Origin of the sequence: Acinetobacter sp. 1542444, from assembly GCF_000581835.1 — a bacterium.
GTDB lineage: Bacteria > Pseudomonadota > Gammaproteobacteria > Pseudomonadales > Moraxellaceae > Acinetobacter > Acinetobacter pittii.
This window is the reverse complement of record NZ_JEYA01000002.1, coordinates 463,790-480,371: the sequence shown is the minus strand read 5'-3', so window position 1 is coordinate 480,371 and position 16,582 is coordinate 463,790. Positions and strand designations below refer to the sequence as shown.

At 42.5% G+C, this 16,582-nt stretch carries 12 protein-coding genes and 1 other RNA gene; 8 read left to right on the top strand and 5 right to left on the bottom strand.

Annotation, left to right across the window (positions count from 1 at the left end; genetic code table 11):
• Window positions 1-185: 185 nt before the first annotated feature.
• Complete coding sequence (locus J580_RS11155; RefSeq protein WP_032004221.1) at window positions 186-3,782, bottom strand: AAA family ATPase; 3,597 nt, start codon at window positions 3,780-3,782, stop codon at window positions 186-188.
• Window positions 3,783-3,791: 9 nt separating this feature from the next.
• Complete coding sequence (locus J580_RS11150) at window positions 3,792-5,060, bottom strand: exonuclease SbcCD subunit D (protein WP_032004220.1); 1,269 nt, start codon at window positions 5,058-5,060, stop codon at window positions 3,792-3,794.
• Between the two features lie 164 nt (window positions 5,061-5,224).
• Here J580_RS11150 and J580_RS11145 point away from each other — a divergent pair, with 164 nt between their 5' ends.
• Window positions 5,225-5,698, top strand: a complete 474-nt coding sequence (locus J580_RS11145) for an OsmC family protein (RefSeq protein ID WP_032004219.1) — start codon at window positions 5,225-5,227, stop codon at window positions 5,696-5,698.
• Window positions 5,699-5,759: 61 nt separating this feature from the next.
• Here the strand turns inward: J580_RS11145 and J580_RS11140 are convergent, their stop codons facing one another.
• On the bottom strand, window positions 5,760-6,137 hold the full coding sequence (locus tag J580_RS11140; RefSeq protein ID WP_001091952.1) for a VOC family protein: 378 nt from the start codon (window positions 6,135-6,137) through the stop codon (window positions 5,760-5,762).
• A 380-nt stretch (window positions 6,138-6,517) separates the two neighbouring features.
• On the opposite strand from J580_RS11140, the gene J580_RS11135 reads away from it, so the two are divergent.
• A complete protein-coding gene (locus J580_RS11135) occupies window positions 6,518-6,970 on the top strand; it encodes an ABZJ_00895 family protein (RefSeq protein WP_032004218.1) in 453 nt (150 codons plus the stop codon).
• An 83-nt stretch (window positions 6,971-7,053) separates the two neighbouring features.
• Window positions 7,054-7,959, top strand: a complete 906-nt coding sequence (locus J580_RS11130; RefSeq protein ID WP_032004217.1) for a TIGR01777 family oxidoreductase — start codon at window positions 7,054-7,056, stop codon at window positions 7,957-7,959.
• Here J580_RS11130 and J580_RS11125 read toward each other — a convergent pair.
• Together J580_RS11125 and hemB are read right to left on the bottom strand one after the other, a co-directional pair.
• Window positions 7,951-9,066, bottom strand: coding sequence for an NAD(P)/FAD-dependent oxidoreductase (locus J580_RS11125; protein WP_032004216.1), 1,116 nt, complete (start codon window positions 9,064-9,066; stop codon window positions 7,951-7,953). The genes J580_RS11130 and J580_RS11125 overlap by 9 nt on opposite strands.
• A gap of 25 nt (window positions 9,067-9,091) precedes the next feature.
• A complete protein-coding gene (hemB, locus tag J580_RS11120) occupies window positions 9,092-10,105 on the bottom strand; it encodes a porphobilinogen synthase (RefSeq protein WP_004794101.1) in 1,014 nt (337 codons plus the stop codon).
• Between the two features lie 142 nt (window positions 10,106-10,247).
• On the opposite strand from hemB, the gene J580_RS11115 reads away from it, so the two are divergent.
• The 5 genes from J580_RS11115 to ssrA all read left to right on the top strand — a co-directional run bounded on the left by J580_RS11115 (window position 10,248) and on the right by ssrA (window position 16,506).
• Window positions 10,248-10,745: a thioesterase family protein gene (locus J580_RS11115; RefSeq protein WP_002121786.1), complete on the top strand. Its 498-nt coding sequence runs from the start codon at window positions 10,248-10,250 to the stop codon at window positions 10,743-10,745.
• A 267-nt stretch (window positions 10,746-11,012) separates the two neighbouring features.
• Window positions 11,013-12,164 carry an EmrA/EmrK family multidrug efflux transporter periplasmic adaptor subunit gene (locus J580_RS11110; protein ID WP_032004214.1) on the top strand — a complete coding sequence of 384 codons (1,152 nt, stop codon included), beginning with the start codon at window positions 11,013-11,015 and terminating at the stop codon, window positions 12,162-12,164.
• 6 nt (window positions 12,165-12,170) lie between these two features.
• Window positions 12,171-13,694, top strand: a complete 1,524-nt coding sequence (locus tag J580_RS11105; protein WP_017398872.1) for a DHA2 family efflux MFS transporter permease subunit — start codon at window positions 12,171-12,173, stop codon at window positions 13,692-13,694.
• A 303-nt stretch (window positions 13,695-13,997) separates the two neighbouring features.
• Window positions 13,998-15,983 carry a gamma-glutamyltransferase gene (ggt, locus tag J580_RS11100; protein ID WP_032004213.1) on the top strand — a complete coding sequence of 662 codons (1,986 nt, stop codon included), beginning with the start codon at window positions 13,998-14,000 and terminating at the stop codon, window positions 15,981-15,983.
• A 163-nt stretch (window positions 15,984-16,146) separates the two neighbouring features.
• Window positions 16,147-16,506: a transfer-messenger RNA gene (gene ssrA / locus J580_RS22770) on the top strand.
• The last annotated feature ends 76 nt before the right edge of the window (window positions 16,507-16,582 follow it).

Here is a 16,582-nt window from a genome sequence, read left to right as displayed (position 1 = left end):
ACAGAAATTGCGGCCTTTTGCGGCTATGGCAGAAAACGCTTTTTTCGTACTATGAATTCATCAGGAAACAGGATGTTTCTAAGAATAACAATAAACAGTGATGAATGGATGCATACAGGTGCGACAGGAGTTATACCAACGCAGAATCTAAAAAAGCCCCGACAGGATGTCGGGGCTTTTTAGTTTTAACCTACTACTTCTATGGTACTTGCACCCGCGCCGAGTGGTTTTACCTGAATTTGTACAGGAATACGCTCATGCATTTCTTGAATGTGTGAGATGAGAATGACTTGGCGTCCCTGATTTTGCAATTGGTCTAAAGCATTCATCACCATGTGCAAAGATGAGGCGTCTAAAGTACCAAAGCCTTCATCAATAAACAGCGATTCAATTTTCATTGAGCCCGAGGCCATATTGGCAATCGCTAAAGACAAAGCAAGGGCAGTTAAGAACGACTCGCCGCCAGATAGCGATGCGACAGAGCGAGTTTCGCCGTCCATGTCATGGTCAATAATCGCAAGGCTTAAAGACTGATCTAGACGTTTTAACGTATAACGTTGAGAAAGCATCGCCAGTTGCTGGTTGGCATGTTCCACTAAAATATCTAAGTGATATTGCTGGGCGTAGTCGCGGAACTCTTTACCTTTTGCATCACCAATCAAGCCTGAAATTTTGCTCCAGCGATGTTCTTCTTGCTGAATATTTTGAATTTGCTCAGCGTATTGTTGCTGCTTAGCCAGATTTTGCTGATGGACTTCAAGTTTAAGTTTAAGCCGATCACGTACTTCAAGCTGGGCTTTAAGCTCTGCAATATTGTCTTGAATAAGGCTAACAAGCTTTTCATATTCAATATCTGGCTGAGTTTGTAAGTGCTCGCTCAATTGCTCTTGCATGGTTTTAAGGGCAGAAGAGGCTTCACTTAATAAACGCTCGGCATGATTAAGACGGTTACGAATATCTTGCTCTTGAGCTGAATTAATTTGCATGAGCGCCGTAAGATCAGTTGCCTGAAAATCAGTGTGGGCTTTTAACCAGTTTTGAATTTGCTCATCAATCTGCTGCTGGTGCCCCGCAGTGTGTTGATGTTGATGCTTAAGCTGATCGAGTGCTTGTTTTTGTTGTTCAAAGTGCTGTCTAGTTTGTTCGAAACGCTGTTTAGCCTCGTGATACGCGGTTTGTTGTTGCTGACGTTTAGCATCGTGTTCAATTAACCATTCATGCGGTTTAATATCAGCGCGGCCTGTCATTTGTTGAATGAGCGACACCGCTTTTTCATTATTTTGCTGACCTTTAAGCGTAATCTCTTTGAGATTTTGATCGATCTCATCAATTTGCTTAGCCATTTGTTCAAAGTTAGCAGTCAATATTTTAAGTTCTTGTTGCTGCTGTTCAAAACGATGTGAAAGTTGTTCTTGTTGCTCAAGTTGCTTAGCACGTGCGTCTAAAATCGACCAAGTCTGCTTAGCCGTTTGGCTACTCGACTGCTGCCATGCGTGCTGTTCAGCTTCCGATAAACACTCGACAATATGTTGAACTTGTTGTTGCCATTGCTGTGCTGTATTAAGTAAACTTTCATTGCGCTGAATTGATTGAACCAGTTGATTGTGCTGTTTAATCGCTTGGGTTAAACGCAAGTTTTCTGAGTCAAATGAACTTATGGCAGTTTGCGCGGCTTGTCTGAGTTCGTTCAGCGTTAGCAAAATCTGCTCAGGAGCTTGATTAAGCTCAATATGTAACTGATTGAGGTTAAACGCTTGCTCAAGTTCTTGTTGCAAGCTTGATTGTTTTGTTTGAAGTTGAGCTAGATATTTCTGAACTTGCTCAAGCTCGGCACGACACTGGGTAAGTGCATGTTGCTGGGTTTGCCATGCATTAAATTTAGTTTGCTCGAGTGCAACAGCTTGCTGCTCTTGTTGTTGCTGCAAATCGAACAAGGCCTTGCAGACTGCACTGTCATCAACACGATAGGGGTGATGTGTGCTTCCGCACACTAGACAAGCTTCGCCTTCTTTAAGATTGGCACGTAACTGCTCAATATTTTCAGTGTGTAGTAAACGCTGCTGTTGCAGGATGTGCTGTAACTTTTCACGTTCAGTTTTTGCTGTTTGGTAGTCTTGTTCAGCTAACTGACAAACGGTTTTAAGCTGCTGCTCTTGGGCTGAGGTCTGCGTTTGTTTTTCAGAGAATTGCTGAAGCTCAGCATATAGCTCATGATAAATTTTAATTTTTTGCTGAATCAGATCTAACTGAGTGATTTGAGCAAGTTTCTGATCTTTATCTTTACGCTGTTGCTCAAGTTTTAACTCAATTTGTTCAACTGTGCCGAGTGAAGCTGTGAGTTGTTCGAGTTCACTTTTAGCTTCCGATAGCTTTTGGCGAGCAAGGGTAGGATTGCCAAGCTGTTGTTCAATTGCTTCGTAATTTTGAATAAATTGCCCGAGCTGATGCAGATGCGCTGAAAGGCCTTTGTCCAATACAGCATATTGCTGAGTCTGAGTAAGCTGCTGTTGTAGGTGAATTTTGTTCTGCTCAAGCTGTGCAATGTGCTGTTGCACACTGTTTTGCTGCTGGTGCAGTGGACTGAGTTTTTGCTCAATTACGTTTCTTTTTTCTTTGCACTTTTTATATTCATCGGCAATAAAAGCACGTTCTTGAATGGACTGTCGAACTTGATTTAAAGCTTGTTGATGCTGTTGCTCAAAATCAAGCGTCTGTTTGAGCTCTTGTTCTGCGAGTTGATACTGTTTTTGTCCGGTTTCAAAAATTTGTACTAAATCATTAAACTTGGTTTGCGCTTGCTGAATTTGCGGCTCAAGTTGTTGTAGGGCTTGTAAATTTTGAGCTTGCTGAAAAACTTGTGGACGTATTTCAGAGAAAACTTCGAGTCGTTTTAATTGCTCACGCTCACCAGCCAATTGTTGATGATGATTTTGCTGTGCTTGAAACTGTTGCTGTTTAGCTTGAACTTCTTGCTCAAGTTTCGCCTTACGCTCAAACCATTGTTGCTGTTTGTCTAAGACATTTTTTTGTTGTTCTAACTTTTGATGGTTTTGTTCTGCCTGCTGATATTGTTCGGTAAATGCAGCAATTTCTTCATCAGACAAAATTTCAATGTGGCCTAAGAACTCTTCAAGCTGTTTACGCTGCTTTGCTATATCTGCGGTTTTACGAAAAGCCAGCTCACCAATTTTGGCGAAAATGCTGGAGTTGGTCAGGTACTCGAGTAACTCACCGCGTTCGCTGTCTCGTGCTTTTAAAAATACAGTGACTTCTGACTGCGCAAGTAATACGGCACGCGTAAATTGTTCAAAAGAAAGCTGGGTAATTTGTTTAACTTTTTCATCAACCGCTTTGGCTTTATCGGCAAGCACGACACCATCGGTCAGGCATTTTAAGTGGCGCTGTACGCTTTGTAATTTACCATTTGGGTTTTCACGTGCCCGCCTAATTTCCCAGCGTGCCAAATAGCGTTTTTGATCTTGTGCAATAAAGCAAAGCTCAGCAAAGCCATGTCCTGTACCACGGCGTAAGACAGTTAAAGGTGAGTTAGTGAGTAACTCAGAACCATCAACATCTTTTAATTTACCGTCACTGTCTTTCAGGCGTGGAACCCGATTAAACAAGGCCAGACACATGGCGTCTAAAATAGTCGATTTACCCGCACCAGTTTTTCCTACAATTGCAATTAAGCCTGCATGGGCGAGAGGTGAGCTTTCGAAATCAATAAAGTGTTCATCAGAAAGAGATGCCAGATTTTTTATTCGAATGGATAAAATTTTCATGACATATCCTTAAGGTGTTGCATCATTTTCAAGATGTTTTTGTGCTTCTTGTACTAGACTTAGAAAATCTTTTAAGACCGCATCATCGGCACTGTAACCTTGTTTTTCCCAGATATTTTGAAAGAGTTTTTCTGGTGTTGGTGGTTCAAGTGCGATTTGCTGAGTAGTATTTGAATCGGTGGTGTCTTTGTTCACATATTGACGTGAAATACGTACTAAACGATAGCGGTCAGGTGGTAGGGCTGCTTCAAACTGCTGACGTAAATTCGGCTGTGGCGGCGTTAAACTATAATATTCAATATCGACATATTCACGGTGGTCAATATTTTCAATCATGCCGTTTGGTAATGCTTTGAGTTGTTGCAAGACCTCATTTAATTCACCACGAATGCGGTGCAACTGTATACAACGCGGAATTTCTACAGCTTCAAATTGCAAACGACTGTCTGTGTCTTGAGTCGGGTCAATTTTGACTTCAACTCCTTGGTGTTTATAGTTAATTCCAAAAAAAAAAAGGGGAAGGGGGGAGCCACTATAACGGATATGCGGCTGACCTACTTTTTGTGGTTTATGTAGATGCCCTAACGCGACATAGTCGACAGCATCTTCAAATAAAGTCGTTGAAAGTGCCTCTTCATTACCAATAATAATGGGGCGTTCAGAGTCGGATGTTTCTCCACCTTGCATGTGGGCATGCGACATCAAAATAAGTGCTTGGTCTGGTGTTTTACGACGTTTGGCTTCGGCAATGAGTTGCTGGTGCAAATAGGCAATCGCGTTTTTGCTATTGGTGGTATATTCGTTAAAACCCGTAATTTCGGCCGAACGTAAAAAAGGCAGGGCAAGGCACCACGCCACAATATCTTGATTTTGGTTATAGATAGGTAAAAGTAGTCGATCGAGATCTAGAGTTTTATCTTCATTCCAGCGAACCACGCCCACGGTTTTTGCGTTATATTTTTCTAAGAGTGGTTCGACCTGTTCAATACGGTAGCCTGAGTCATGGTTACCCGCAATCATGAGCGTTTGCATGTGCGGTGCAATACGATGGGCATCTGCTAAAAATTGGTAGAGTTGCTTTTGTGCTTGAGAACCTGGGTTAATGACATCAAAAATATCGCCAGCGATGAGTAGGGCATGCGGCTGTTTTTCTTGAATTTGAGTGAGTAACCAGCTTAAAAATTGTTGGTGTTCGTAGTGGCGTGAATGATTATAAAAAAACTGCCCCAAATGCCAGTCAGAAGTATGTAGAAAATGTACGGACATAGAAACAGACATCAAGCCAAAATAAACACAGATACGTTAGCATAAATTGGCAGGAGATTTTATCAAGACATTTTAAAGTGCTCGTTATTTAAGCCCATAGTAAAACTTGAATTAAATTTTTCACTTTAAACGCTGCTTTGTTACTATCAGGGCAAACCATGAACTTTGAGAACAAAATGACCATTCACGAATACGAAGTAAAAATACAGTGGGAAGGCAATACGGGTACAGGCACTTCATCTTATCGTTCTTATAAACGCGATTTTAGTATTCAGCATCCGCAAAAGACCACTATTCAAGGTTCATCAGACCCTGCTTATTTGGGCGATGTAACCAAATGGAACCCTGAAGATTTATTGGTCGCGTCAGCTTCTGCTTGTCATAAACTTTGGTATTTACACCTTTGTGCAGTCAACCATATTCATGTGCTAAGTTATGTCGACAAAGCACTTGGTTTTATGGAAGATACAGATCCGGTCAAACGTGGTCACTTTACCCAAATTATTTTAAGACCAGAGATTGTTTTAGAAAAAGGTGCTGACCAAGAGCTTGCTGCAAAACTGCATGAAGAAGCACATCACGAATGTATGATTGCCAATTCGATGAATTTTCCAATTACATGTGAAGCCAGCTTTAGCTTTGCTGAATAAACTATATGAAATAGCCACCGATAAAAAGGCGGTGGCTATACATTAAAAATAAATAAAATCTTTAAGCTGCGTTTTCATCGACTTGAAAAATACCAAAAACGTTGTGGTCTAAATCGACAAAGTAACCATGCCAAGCGCGGCCCGGAATAGCAAATTTATCCATTGCGACAATACCGCCTTGCGCTAAAATTTTTGCAGCCACTTCATCGAAGTTTTCGACCTGAACCGAACAGGTAAATGCATTGGTGCCATATTCCATTGGCGGTGTTTGAGCAGGGCGTTTTAATAGTCCACCCATAATTGAAGGTGTCTCTATGCGGTAATATTCAATCGGTAAGCTTTCATCAAGTTTAAATTGCCAGCCGAACACAGCTTGATAAAACTGCGCATCGCGGGCAGGGTTTGAAGACTGGATTTCAAAATAGGCAATAGTGTTCATATTATTTAAATCATATTTTTATGGTGTAAAAAGTATAAGCATAGCCTTTATAGCTACGAAAGCACTATTGTGTATGGTGAGCGTAAAATAAATGAAAGTGCTAGAAAATAAAAACCGACGATTCGAGTGATGAGAGAATCGTCGGTCAAAAACTTCATCAAGGGTTTCGGCTGCTAACAAAACCTAATCCGAAGGAAGGAAAGAGTCGTAATGAAAGGTCACCGAAACAATTTTGCGGATGCCGTGCAAAGGAAGTATTCGGTTGCTGCGACCTTGTTACCCTATATAACGTCAAGAGATCAGGATTGGTTGACAGAAAAATGAAAAAAAATCGAAAAAAATTTATAATTATTTTTTGAACCCATAAATTAGGCAAAAATATGACCAAATTACGTTCTTACTTTCTCTGGTTTTTTGCTTTATGCATCGTGCTCACCTTAATTGTAGGTGTGGTTGCAGCACTATTACCAGCGAGTGTAGGCGGTATTTTAACAGCCGTTCCATATTTAGGCGCAATGATTTTTGTCTTATTTAAATTTTTAAAGAAAGAACGCCGTGCCCCGACTGTACCAGAAAAAAAGAAATTTACTTTGGGTTTTACCCTGATTTTTTGGGGCTATAACTTATGTGGTGTTTTATTTGGCCTATTTTTATTTGCCAGAAAAGACCCTGAGATTTTGCAAAACTTTATGCTTTACCTAAAACAACCTCAGTTTTTAAGCATTATGGTGATTATGCTTTTAATGTTAGCTATTCCACTTTATTTAATTACCTACTGGTTTTATGGCAAACAAGCACAGCGAATGGCTGACAAAATGTTTAACGTGCAATAGATCACTACGAAAACTCATACGATTAAATATAAATGAGTCTTATACAATTAAATAAAACTTGAATCCTCAGCTTAGGAGGAAATATGAATAAGAATGTATTAATTACAGGTGCAAGTGGTTTTATCGGAACGCATTTAATTAAGTTCCTGCTACAAAAAAATTATAACGTGATTGCTGTGACACGGCAGGCTGGAAAGGCATCTGACCATCCTGCCTTGCAGTGGGTGCAAAAGTTTGAAGATATTTCGACACGTCAAATTGACTATGTGGTGAATTTGGCAGGCGCAAATATTGGTGAGAAACGTTGGACCGAGTCACGTAAAAAACAGCTCATTGAAAGCCGTGTAAATACGACCCGAAAACTGTATGCATGGCTCAAGCAGTCTGAAATTTTTCCGGAAGTAATTGTGTCTGGTTCTGCAATTGGTTATTACGGAATAGATGATCAAGAAAAGTGGGCAGAAGTGTGTACTGAACAAAGCCCGCCACAGCCTATTTTTATGTCCGAGCTTTGCCAAGAGTGGGAGCGAGCAGCTTTAGCAGATTCTCAACAAAATACTAAAATTATTCGCTTAGGTGTGGTGTTTGGGCAGGGCGGTGGCATTTTGCCTAAAATGTTACTTCCGATTCGACTCAATTTAGTCGGTCAAATTGGTCATGGTCGTCAGCCTATGGTTTGGGTACATATTGAAGACGTATTAAACGCAATTGAGTTTATATTTCAGCATCCTCAATCTGCTCAAATTCACAATGTCGTGGCGCCAGAAAATGTGACCCAAAAGGTATTTGTTGAACAAGCTGCTGTGGTACTCAATAAGAAACCACTGTTGTCAGCACCGAGCACGGTTTTCCGCTGTTTGTTGGGCGAACAGTCTCAATTGATCTTAAATGGTCAGTACGTCAAACCCGCAGCCCTGCAAGCAGAAGGATTTGAGTTTACTTATCCTCAATTAAAAATGGCTTTAGAGAATATACTCGCGTCAGGCTAAGATTTTATTTTGCAAACGCTCTGGAGAATATGCTTTGGTATCCACTAATGTCGGTTGATCCAGCATAAGCTGACGGAGCAATTGCGCAGAGCCTGCGCCCATACATAAACCATTTCTAAAGTGACCAAAGTTTGCCCAGAGATTGTCCATTTCAGGCATTTTGCCAATGTACGGAACGCCATTTGGTGAACTTGGTCTGAGGCCTGCCCAGCGCTGTACAATCGGGAAATCGGCCAGTTCAGGCACCATTTCTAAACATGCTTCTAAAATATTGTGCTGCGTAGTTTCATCGGTAGACGTGTCAAAACCACGATGTGCCATGCTAGAACCACACACAATATGACCGTCTATACGTGGAATCAGATACATCACCCGATTCATACACATGGTCGGTAGCCAGTGAGCTGGGGTTTTAAACAACAGCATTTGACCTTGAACAGGTTCGACTGGAATATCGAGTTGTAATTGTGAGTTCCAATAATGGCTCCAAGCTCCAGAAGTTATTACAAAATGATCTGCTGTATGTTTGCGGCCATCTTCGGTTTGGAGCGCTTGTATCACATCACCTTGTTGAATCAGTTTTTTAACAGCAGAGTGCTCAAAAAACTCAACATTTGGATGTTGTTTTAAATAGCTAATCAGTGACTGTAATACGCGTGGGTTGCGAATATTAGACAGTTCAGGAAAATAAATGGCTTCCTGAAACTGATTGGAAATATGCGGGTTGACTTGCTCTAGCTCATCTCGCTGTAAATATTCACAGCGCTGCATTGGTTCTTGATGTTGCTCTGCGTAGGACAAACCAACGTCAAAATCTTCTTCATCAAAAATCAGCATGCCTGTGTCATGTATTTCAAAATCAATCCCTGTAACAGGGTAGAGTTTTTGGTTCCATGCTTGATAAGAGGCTTTACCAAATTGAGCAAGTTGGTTCACTGCATGCACATAGCGCCATGGGTACATCGGAGAGAGAATGCCTCCGCCAGCCCAAGAGGCTGCTTGTCCCGCTTGTTGTTGATCAAAAATGCTGATGGTACAGCCTTGTTCAACCAACTCCAGCGCAGACATTAATCCACTTATGCCCGCGCCAATGATTGCAATATGCATGCAGTGTTATCCTTTCTCTGCGAACTTAGTTCATTTCCTTGAGTTTTTCAGCAGCGGTTTCTGCAAAGTAAGTCCAGATTCCGTCTGCACCAGCGCGGCGGCAGCACATCAGTGATTCTAAAATGACTGAATCTGATAACCAACCATTTTGAATTGCGCCAGCTAACATCGCGTATTCGCCACTCACTTGATAAATGAATGTAGGAACACCAAAGGTATCTTTTACTTCACGTACCACATCTAGATATGGCATGCCTGGTTTTACAATCACCATGTCGGCGCCTTCTTGAATATCAAGCGCGATTTCATGTAACGCTTCGGCACGGTTGGCAAAGTCCATCTGGTAGTTATATTTATTACCACCTTTTAGGTTGGATGCAGAGCCAACGGCATCACGGAACGGGCCATAGAAGCTAGATGCATATTTTGCAGAGTAGGCCATGATGTTGGTATAGATGTGACCATTGGCTTCTAAAGCCTGACGAATTGCGCCAATACGGCCATCCATCATGTCACTTGGAGCAATCACTTCGGCACCTGCTTCTGCGTGACTTAAAGCTTGTTTAATCAAGCATTCTACAGTCTCGTCGTTTAGCACATAGCCAGTTTCATCAATAATGCCGTCTTGACCATGCGTGGTGTATGGGTCGAGTGCACCATCGGTAATTAAAACCATTTCTGGTAATTCTTTTTTAAGCAGACGACATGTGGTTTGTACTAAACCATCTTCATGCCATGCAGCTTCTGCGGTAAGACTTTTATCTTCTTGTGGGGTAACTGGAAAAAGAGCCAGTTTTGATACGCCCAATTCCAGAAGTCTTTCAGCTTTTTTCAGTAACAAATCTGCCGACAAACGCTGAATGTTTGGCATACTTGGAATATCTTGGGTTTGATTTTGTCCCGGTAATACAAATACTGGATAAATCAAGTGATTGGTAGTGAGCTGTGTTTCGCTGACCATCGCACGCAACTGGTCATTTTTACGGATACGGCGCATGCGAGTGGCTGGAAATGCAGGACGATTGAACGTATAAGTCATAACAATCTCGATGTTCGGTATTACACTAGGATAGGTTGGCGGATATTCCATTACTGTCAACCGACTGCTGTATTGTAGCCCCATAATGCTGTATTTGTACAAAATTATGGGTGTTTATCATGCTTTTAAATTTAGGCAATGTATGAGTGAAGAAAAGAAAAATTGGACTGGGAACATTCATTTAGGTGCAAAAACTGACCTAACTGTGGTTCTCAACCAATTATGTAAGGCGTTTAATAGCTCTCCTTTTTTTAAGCATAGTGGAATGATTATGCGTGTGGTGGACGGGCACATTGAAGGCTATATCGAGATGCAACCCAACCTAATTGGTAATTTGGCATTTCAGATTTTGCATGGCGGTGTTGCTGCAACTTTGCTCGATAGTATTGGCGGAATTGTAGCAATGGAACACCTATATCGCCGTTCAACTCCCGAAACTTTAACTGAAACCATTAAACAAGTATCGCGTTTGGCAACCGTCGACATGCGTGTAGATTATTTAGCACCGGGGCGTGGTAAATATTTTATTGCACGTGCCGAGGTACTACGTTTAGGTCGTAAGGGCTGTACCATGCGCATGACCATGGTTAATGATGAAGATAAAGCCATTGCTGCTGGCATTGCTTCATATGCCTATTAAGCAATGAATTGAACCCTTTAAAAGCGCCAAGTGCGCTTTTTTTAGTGTATAAAAAGCAGAAATTTTTACAAAAACTTTGAGATAAACATTAATTTAATTAGAACGAACGCATGAGTTATAAATTTTTATTCTCATATTATGAGGTTTTAGCGTTAAAATTAGCTCCTTTGACAATGCGGTATGTCTTGTTTATAGAAAAATAAAAACTCTATAACAAGGTGTAGTGCGAGATTGATGGCAAAGCCAACTCATCTTTAGGAACATACCATGACTGATGCACAAAGCAATGTACAAGAAACAGTGCCAACAACATCTGCCTCGGATGAAAACAATCAAAACAAGCGCAAAAAATTTCTTGGTTTTTTTGCGCTGATTTTATTGATCGCCGCTATTTTGTATGCAATCTGGGCATTATTTTTAAATAATTCCGTGAGTACGGATAATGCCTATGTCGGTGCAGAAACCGCGCAAATTACTTCAATGGTGAGCGGACAGGTCGCTCAGGTTGTCGTAAAAGATACCCAAACTGTACATCGTGGTGACGTGCTGGTTCGTATTGATGACCGTGATGCCAAAATTGCATTAGCTCAAGCTGAGGCAGAACTTGCCAAAGCAAAACGCCAATACAAACAAACTGCGGCAAACAGTAGTTCTTTAAACTCTCAAGTTGTGGTGCGTGCTGATGAAATTAACAGTGCCAAAGCACAGGTTGCTCAAGCACAGGCAGATTATGACAAAGCTGCTTTAGAGTTAAACCGCCGTGCACAGCTTGCTGCCTCTGGTGCAGTGTCTAAAGAAGAACTCACTAAGGCACAAAGTGCAGTTGAAACAGCCAAAGCAGGGCTAGAGCTTGCTAAAGCTGGTTTAGCGCAAGCCTCTTCGAGCCGTAAAGCTGCTGAAAGTACCTTAGCTGCAAATGAAGCGTTAATTCAGGGTGTAAGCGAAACTTCGACACCTGATGTACAAGTTGCACAAGCACATGTTGAACAAGCTCAGCTTGATTTGGAACGTACCGTGATTCGTACACCAGTTGATGGGGTGGTTACGCGTCGTAATATTCAAGTGGGTCAACGCGTTGCACCGGGCACCAGCATGATGATGATTGTGCCGCTCAATGATTTATATGTAGATGCGAACTTTAAAGAAAGTCAGTTGAAAAAAGTCCGTCCGGGTCAGGCGGTCACGCTTACTTCAGATTTATATGGCGATGACGTTGAATATCACGGCAAAGTGATGGGCTTCTCTGGTGGTACAGGCTCTGCCTTTGCCTTAATTCCGGCTCAAAACGCAACAGGTAACTGGATTAAAGTGGTTCAACGCTTACCGGTTCGTATTGCACTTGACCCGAAAGAACTTGCTGAACACCCACTGCGTGTTGGCTTGTCGATGGAAGCAAAAGTCGACTTATCTGCGAAGTAAACGCTTATGAAAACGCAAACACCTTTTGCCGAACTAAGCGGTGGCCGTTTAATACTGGCAGCGTTTGTTATTGCCTTGTCGAACTTTATGGTCGTGCTCGATACGACCATTGCCAACGTATCTGTACCGCATATTACCGGTAACCTTGCCGTTTCAAGTACACAAGGAACATGGGTTGTTACGTCGTATGCTGTTGCAGAAGCGATTTGTGTACCTTTAACAGGGTGGCTTGCGGGTCGCTTTGGAACCGTTCGGGTTTTTATTTTTGGCCTGATTGGTTTTACCATTTTTTCTTTCTTGTGTGGTCTAGCAAACTCGTTAGGCATGCTGGTGTTTTTCCGTATTGGACAAGGTCTATGCGGTGGCCCACTCATGCCACTCAGTCAAACTTTGCTGATGCGTATTTTCCCTCAAGAAAAGCATGCACAGGCGATGGGTCTATGGGCCATGACGACCGTCGTTGGACCAATTTTAGGGCCAATTTTGGGTGGTCTGATTAGTGATAACCTGTCTTGGCACTGGATCTTCTTTATTAACTTACCGGTTGGGATTATTTGTGTTTTAGCAGCAATGCGCTTGTTAAGAGTGGCTGAAACAGAGACGATTTCTTTAAGAATCGACACGGTCGGTTTAGGCTTGTTAATTCTCTGGATTGGTGCGCTACAGCTCATGCTCGACTTAGGGCACGAACGCGACTGGTTTAACAGCACCAGCATTATCGTTTTAGCTTTAACTGCCGCCATTGGCTTTGTGGTGTTCCTCATATGGGAGCTGACCGATAAACACCCCGTCGTAGACGTGAAAGTCTTTAGGCATAGGGGCTTTGCTATTTCGGTACTGGCCTTGTCGCTCGGCTTTGGCGCGTTCTTTGGCAGCATTGTACTGATTCCGCAGTGGCTGCAAATGAACCTTTCTTACACTGCGACATGGGCCGGCTATTTAACTGCAACCATGGGCTTTGGTAGTTTGACCATGTCACCAATTGTGGCAAAGCTTTCGACCAAACATGACCCACGTGCGCTGGCGAGTTTCGGTTTGATTTTGCTGGGTGGTGTGACCTTAATGCGGGCATTCTGGACCACAGACGCCGACTTTATGGCATTGGCTTGGCCACAAATCCTGCAAGGTTTTGCTGTACCGTTCTTCTTTATTCCACTGTCGAACATTGCACTTGGTTCAGTACTCCAGCAAGAAATTGCATCTGCTGCGGGCCTCATGAACTTCTTAAGAACTATGGCAGGGGCGATTGGTGCTTCAATTGCAGTCACCGTGTGGGATGACCATGCCAAAGTTGCACGTAGTGAAATGGTGTCAAACCTACATACCACTGAAGTACAAAACACACTTTTGCAAAATGGTTTTACGGCTGACTCGACCTTAGGAATTATTTCTAACCTTGTCGATAAAGAAGCCATTACCATGTCGGCAAACCATGTATTTTTGCTGTTTGCGATAGTGTTTGTCTTTGCGGGGCTGGTCATTTGGCTGTGTCCAAAACCCAAACAGGTCAGTGGTATGCCTTCTCATTAAATATCAAAAAGCATCTCTTCGGAGGTGCTTTTTTTAGGCCTACTACAAAATGAGCGAGTTTATAAATAGCAGATTTAGCTTGTATTTAAAGAAATAAAGCATGCCAGAATTGGGCAAATCAGTTATAAAAGAGTGTGATAACAAACAAGGAGACTTCAAACAGAGCACAAAATAAACATCCTTAATCATTTAATATTATTAAAACTTTATTTTTATCAAAGATTAAAAAACTGAAGACCTGAAAACAAAGAAGCTTGCATGGCAATTGCATGGATAGGCAGGCGGATATATTGGAGTTATCACGTGAATAAAAGATATTCATTTTTGTTCAGTAGTTTATTAGCAGTCGGTTTATTACAAGGATGTGGAGATGATTCCTGGTCAGATCAGCCCAAGGATGATTCAAATACAACCCCACCCAATTTAATTGTAGATAATGACCCGACCAGTTGTAGCAAACTGGCACAAGATGGTTCAAGCGTGGTGGTCGGTTCAAACCAAAATGGTGCCCCCGCCGCGCCAGAGGGTGCATCGGGTTATAGACTCGGTAACACGGTTAAATACGCAGATAAATATATGGTGGTGGCAAACACGCCACTTGCGGTAAAGGCAGGTTGTGATGTTTTAAAAGCAGGCGGTAGTGCAGTTGATGCAGCCGTAGCTGTACAAGCCGTGCTTGGTTTGGTCGAGCCACAGTCGAGTACCATTGCCGGTAGTGGTTTTATGATGTATTACGATGCCAAAACCAAACAAGTCACAGCCTATGATGGCCGTGAAACCGCACCAGCTGCAGCCAACGAATTTTATTTAATTCGCCAAGATATATATGACCCAAATTCACCTGCACCAGTACCAAGTGCGCGCCGTAGCGGTCGCTCGATTGGTGTGCCGGGTGTAATGCGTTTGCTTGAACAAGCACAAAAAGAGCATGGCAAACTTAAGTGGCACCAACTTTTTGGTGAAGCGATTGGTTTGGCTGACAACGGTTTCCGTATACCGGGGCGTTTGGCAGATGCCATTGCAAGTAATGCAAATAGCTTGGCGCTCGATGCAAATGCAATGGCGACCTATTTCTACCCAGATGGTTCACCTCGTAAAGTGGGTGAAATCATGACCAATAAAGAATATGCAAAAACGCTTGAAGCACTTGCTGTACAAGGGGCAAATGCATTGCACACTGGGCCAATTGCTCAAGCGATTGTGGCAAAAGCAGGCCAAACGGTAGGGGATGACCCAGCAAGAACTCCAATTACCCCAAGTTTGATGACTTTGCAGGATTTATCGAACTATCAGGTGAAAAAACGCGACCCGATTTGTACAACGTACCGTGACCGTTACTATGTATGTACCATGCCACCTCCATCTTCGGGAGGGATTGCGGTTGCACAGACACTGGGTATTTTAGAAAACTTTGATATGTCGCTTTATCCACCTAAAAACCCTGAAAATGAAGGTGGTGTACCTGATGTGATGGGCGTGCATTTAGTGTCTGAAGCAGAACGTTTGGCCTACGCTGACCGTGACAAATATGTCGCAGACACTGATTTTGTGGAGTTACCAGCACAGGGTATTCCAAGCTTTATTGATAAAAATTACCTGAAACAACGTGCAGCACTGATTAACCCGAACCAAAGTATGGGCGTAGCACCAGCAGGTAATTTTAATACAGCGGCAGGGGTGGACACCACTGTTGAACATGGCACGACTCAGTTCACGATTGTAGATGCCTATGGCAATGTGGTTTCAATGACATCGACTGTTGAATCGAGCATGGGTTCTTTCCACATGGTGGATGGTTTCTTGCTGTCAAACCAGTTAACTGACTTTAGCGCGAACCCTTATGATAGCACTGGGGCACTGGTTGCCAACCGTGTGGAAGGGGGCAAACGCCCACGTAGTACTATGGCACCAACCTTAGTGTTTAAAGGCACCACGCCAGATGAGTTTTATATGGCAACAGGCTCACCAGGCGGCGGGACCATCATTCAATATGTGGTTAAAACTTTGGTGGGTGCATTAGACTGGAACTTAAATGCACAGCAGGCCACTTCGCTTGTAAACTTTGGCGCGACTAATAGCAAAAACACCAATGTGGATAGCTCGAATGTACAGCTTTCCTTAGTTGACCTGATTGAAGGTTTAAAAGCAAAAGGGCATGGCATATCGAACACTGCACAAACCAGCGGTATTTCAACGATTATGAAAGTAAATATAAATAATCAGAGTAAATACGCAGGTGGGGTAGATCCACGCCGTGAAGGGATCGTGCTAGGCAACGGAGCCTTATAGATCAAACTTTAAAAAAAAGCTGTCATTTTTGGCAGCTTTTTTTATAAGGGGCCTTGAAAAAAACAAAAGGCTCTCCATTATGTAAATATGTTCATCAGTAGCAGACTGTTGATAAATTGCACAGCATTTTATTTTAGTTATGCTATGATGTTCAGACATTCATGGGGATGTTATTGGCTTCGACGCCGGTGATGAAACTCATAGATGCATGCCGAGAGCGCATTTTCTCTCGTAAATAAAATTTGCATTTTAATAGTCGCAAACGACGAAACTTACGCTCTAGCTGCCTAAGGGCAGTTTGTCCGCTTCCTAGAATACTTGTGGTTTAGGAACCCGACCGTAGCGCACGCACACAAGTCCGTATAGAGTCAAGCCTCGGGGCTTTATACCAAACTTAGAGGATCGCACCTTGTACCCTGTTCGTCGGGTCACTTGGTGTTAAAACAATAGACGATATCTAAGCATGTAGTATTCTCGAGCGTAGTGCTGGCGGACGCGGGTTCAACTCCCGCCATCTCCACCAAAATTCGTGAGAAACCCTGAAACGTAAGTTTCGGGGTTTTTTATTATTTAAAATTTGAATAATTATAAAAATTTTG

Coding starts and splice junctions, on each gene's coding strand:
- J580_RS11155 (WP_032004221.1), bottom strand. CDS start 3,782: ATGAAAATTTTATCCATTCGAATAAAAAATCTGGCATCTCTTTCTGAT.
- J580_RS11115 (WP_002121786.1), top strand. CDS start 10,248: ATGAGTGAAGAAAAGAAAAATTGGACTGGGAACATTCATTTAGGTGCA.
- J580_RS11110 (WP_032004214.1), top strand. CDS start 11,013: ATGACTGATGCACAAAGCAATGTACAAGAAACAGTGCCAACAACATCT.
- J580_RS11150 (WP_032004220.1), bottom strand. CDS start 5,060: ATGTCTGTTTCTATGTCCGTACATTTTCTACATACTTCTGACTGGCAT.
- J580_RS11140 (WP_001091952.1), bottom strand. CDS start 6,137: ATGAACACTATTGCCTATTTTGAAATCCAGTCTTCAAACCCTGCCCGC.
- hemB (WP_004794101.1), bottom strand. CDS start 10,105: ATGACTTATACGTTCAATCGTCCTGCATTTCCAGCCACTCGCATGCGC.
- J580_RS11145 (WP_032004219.1), top strand. CDS start 5,225: ATGACCATTCACGAATACGAAGTAAAAATACAGTGGGAAGGCAATACG.
- J580_RS11135 (WP_032004218.1), top strand. CDS start 6,518: ATGACCAAATTACGTTCTTACTTTCTCTGGTTTTTTGCTTTATGCATC.
- J580_RS11130 (WP_032004217.1), top strand. CDS start 7,054: ATGAATAAGAATGTATTAATTACAGGTGCAAGTGGTTTTATCGGAACG.
- J580_RS11125 (WP_032004216.1), bottom strand. CDS start 9,066: ATGCATATTGCAATCATTGGCGCGGGCATAAGTGGATTAATGTCTGCG.
- J580_RS11105 (WP_017398872.1), top strand. CDS start 12,171: ATGAAAACGCAAACACCTTTTGCCGAACTAAGCGGTGGCCGTTTAATA.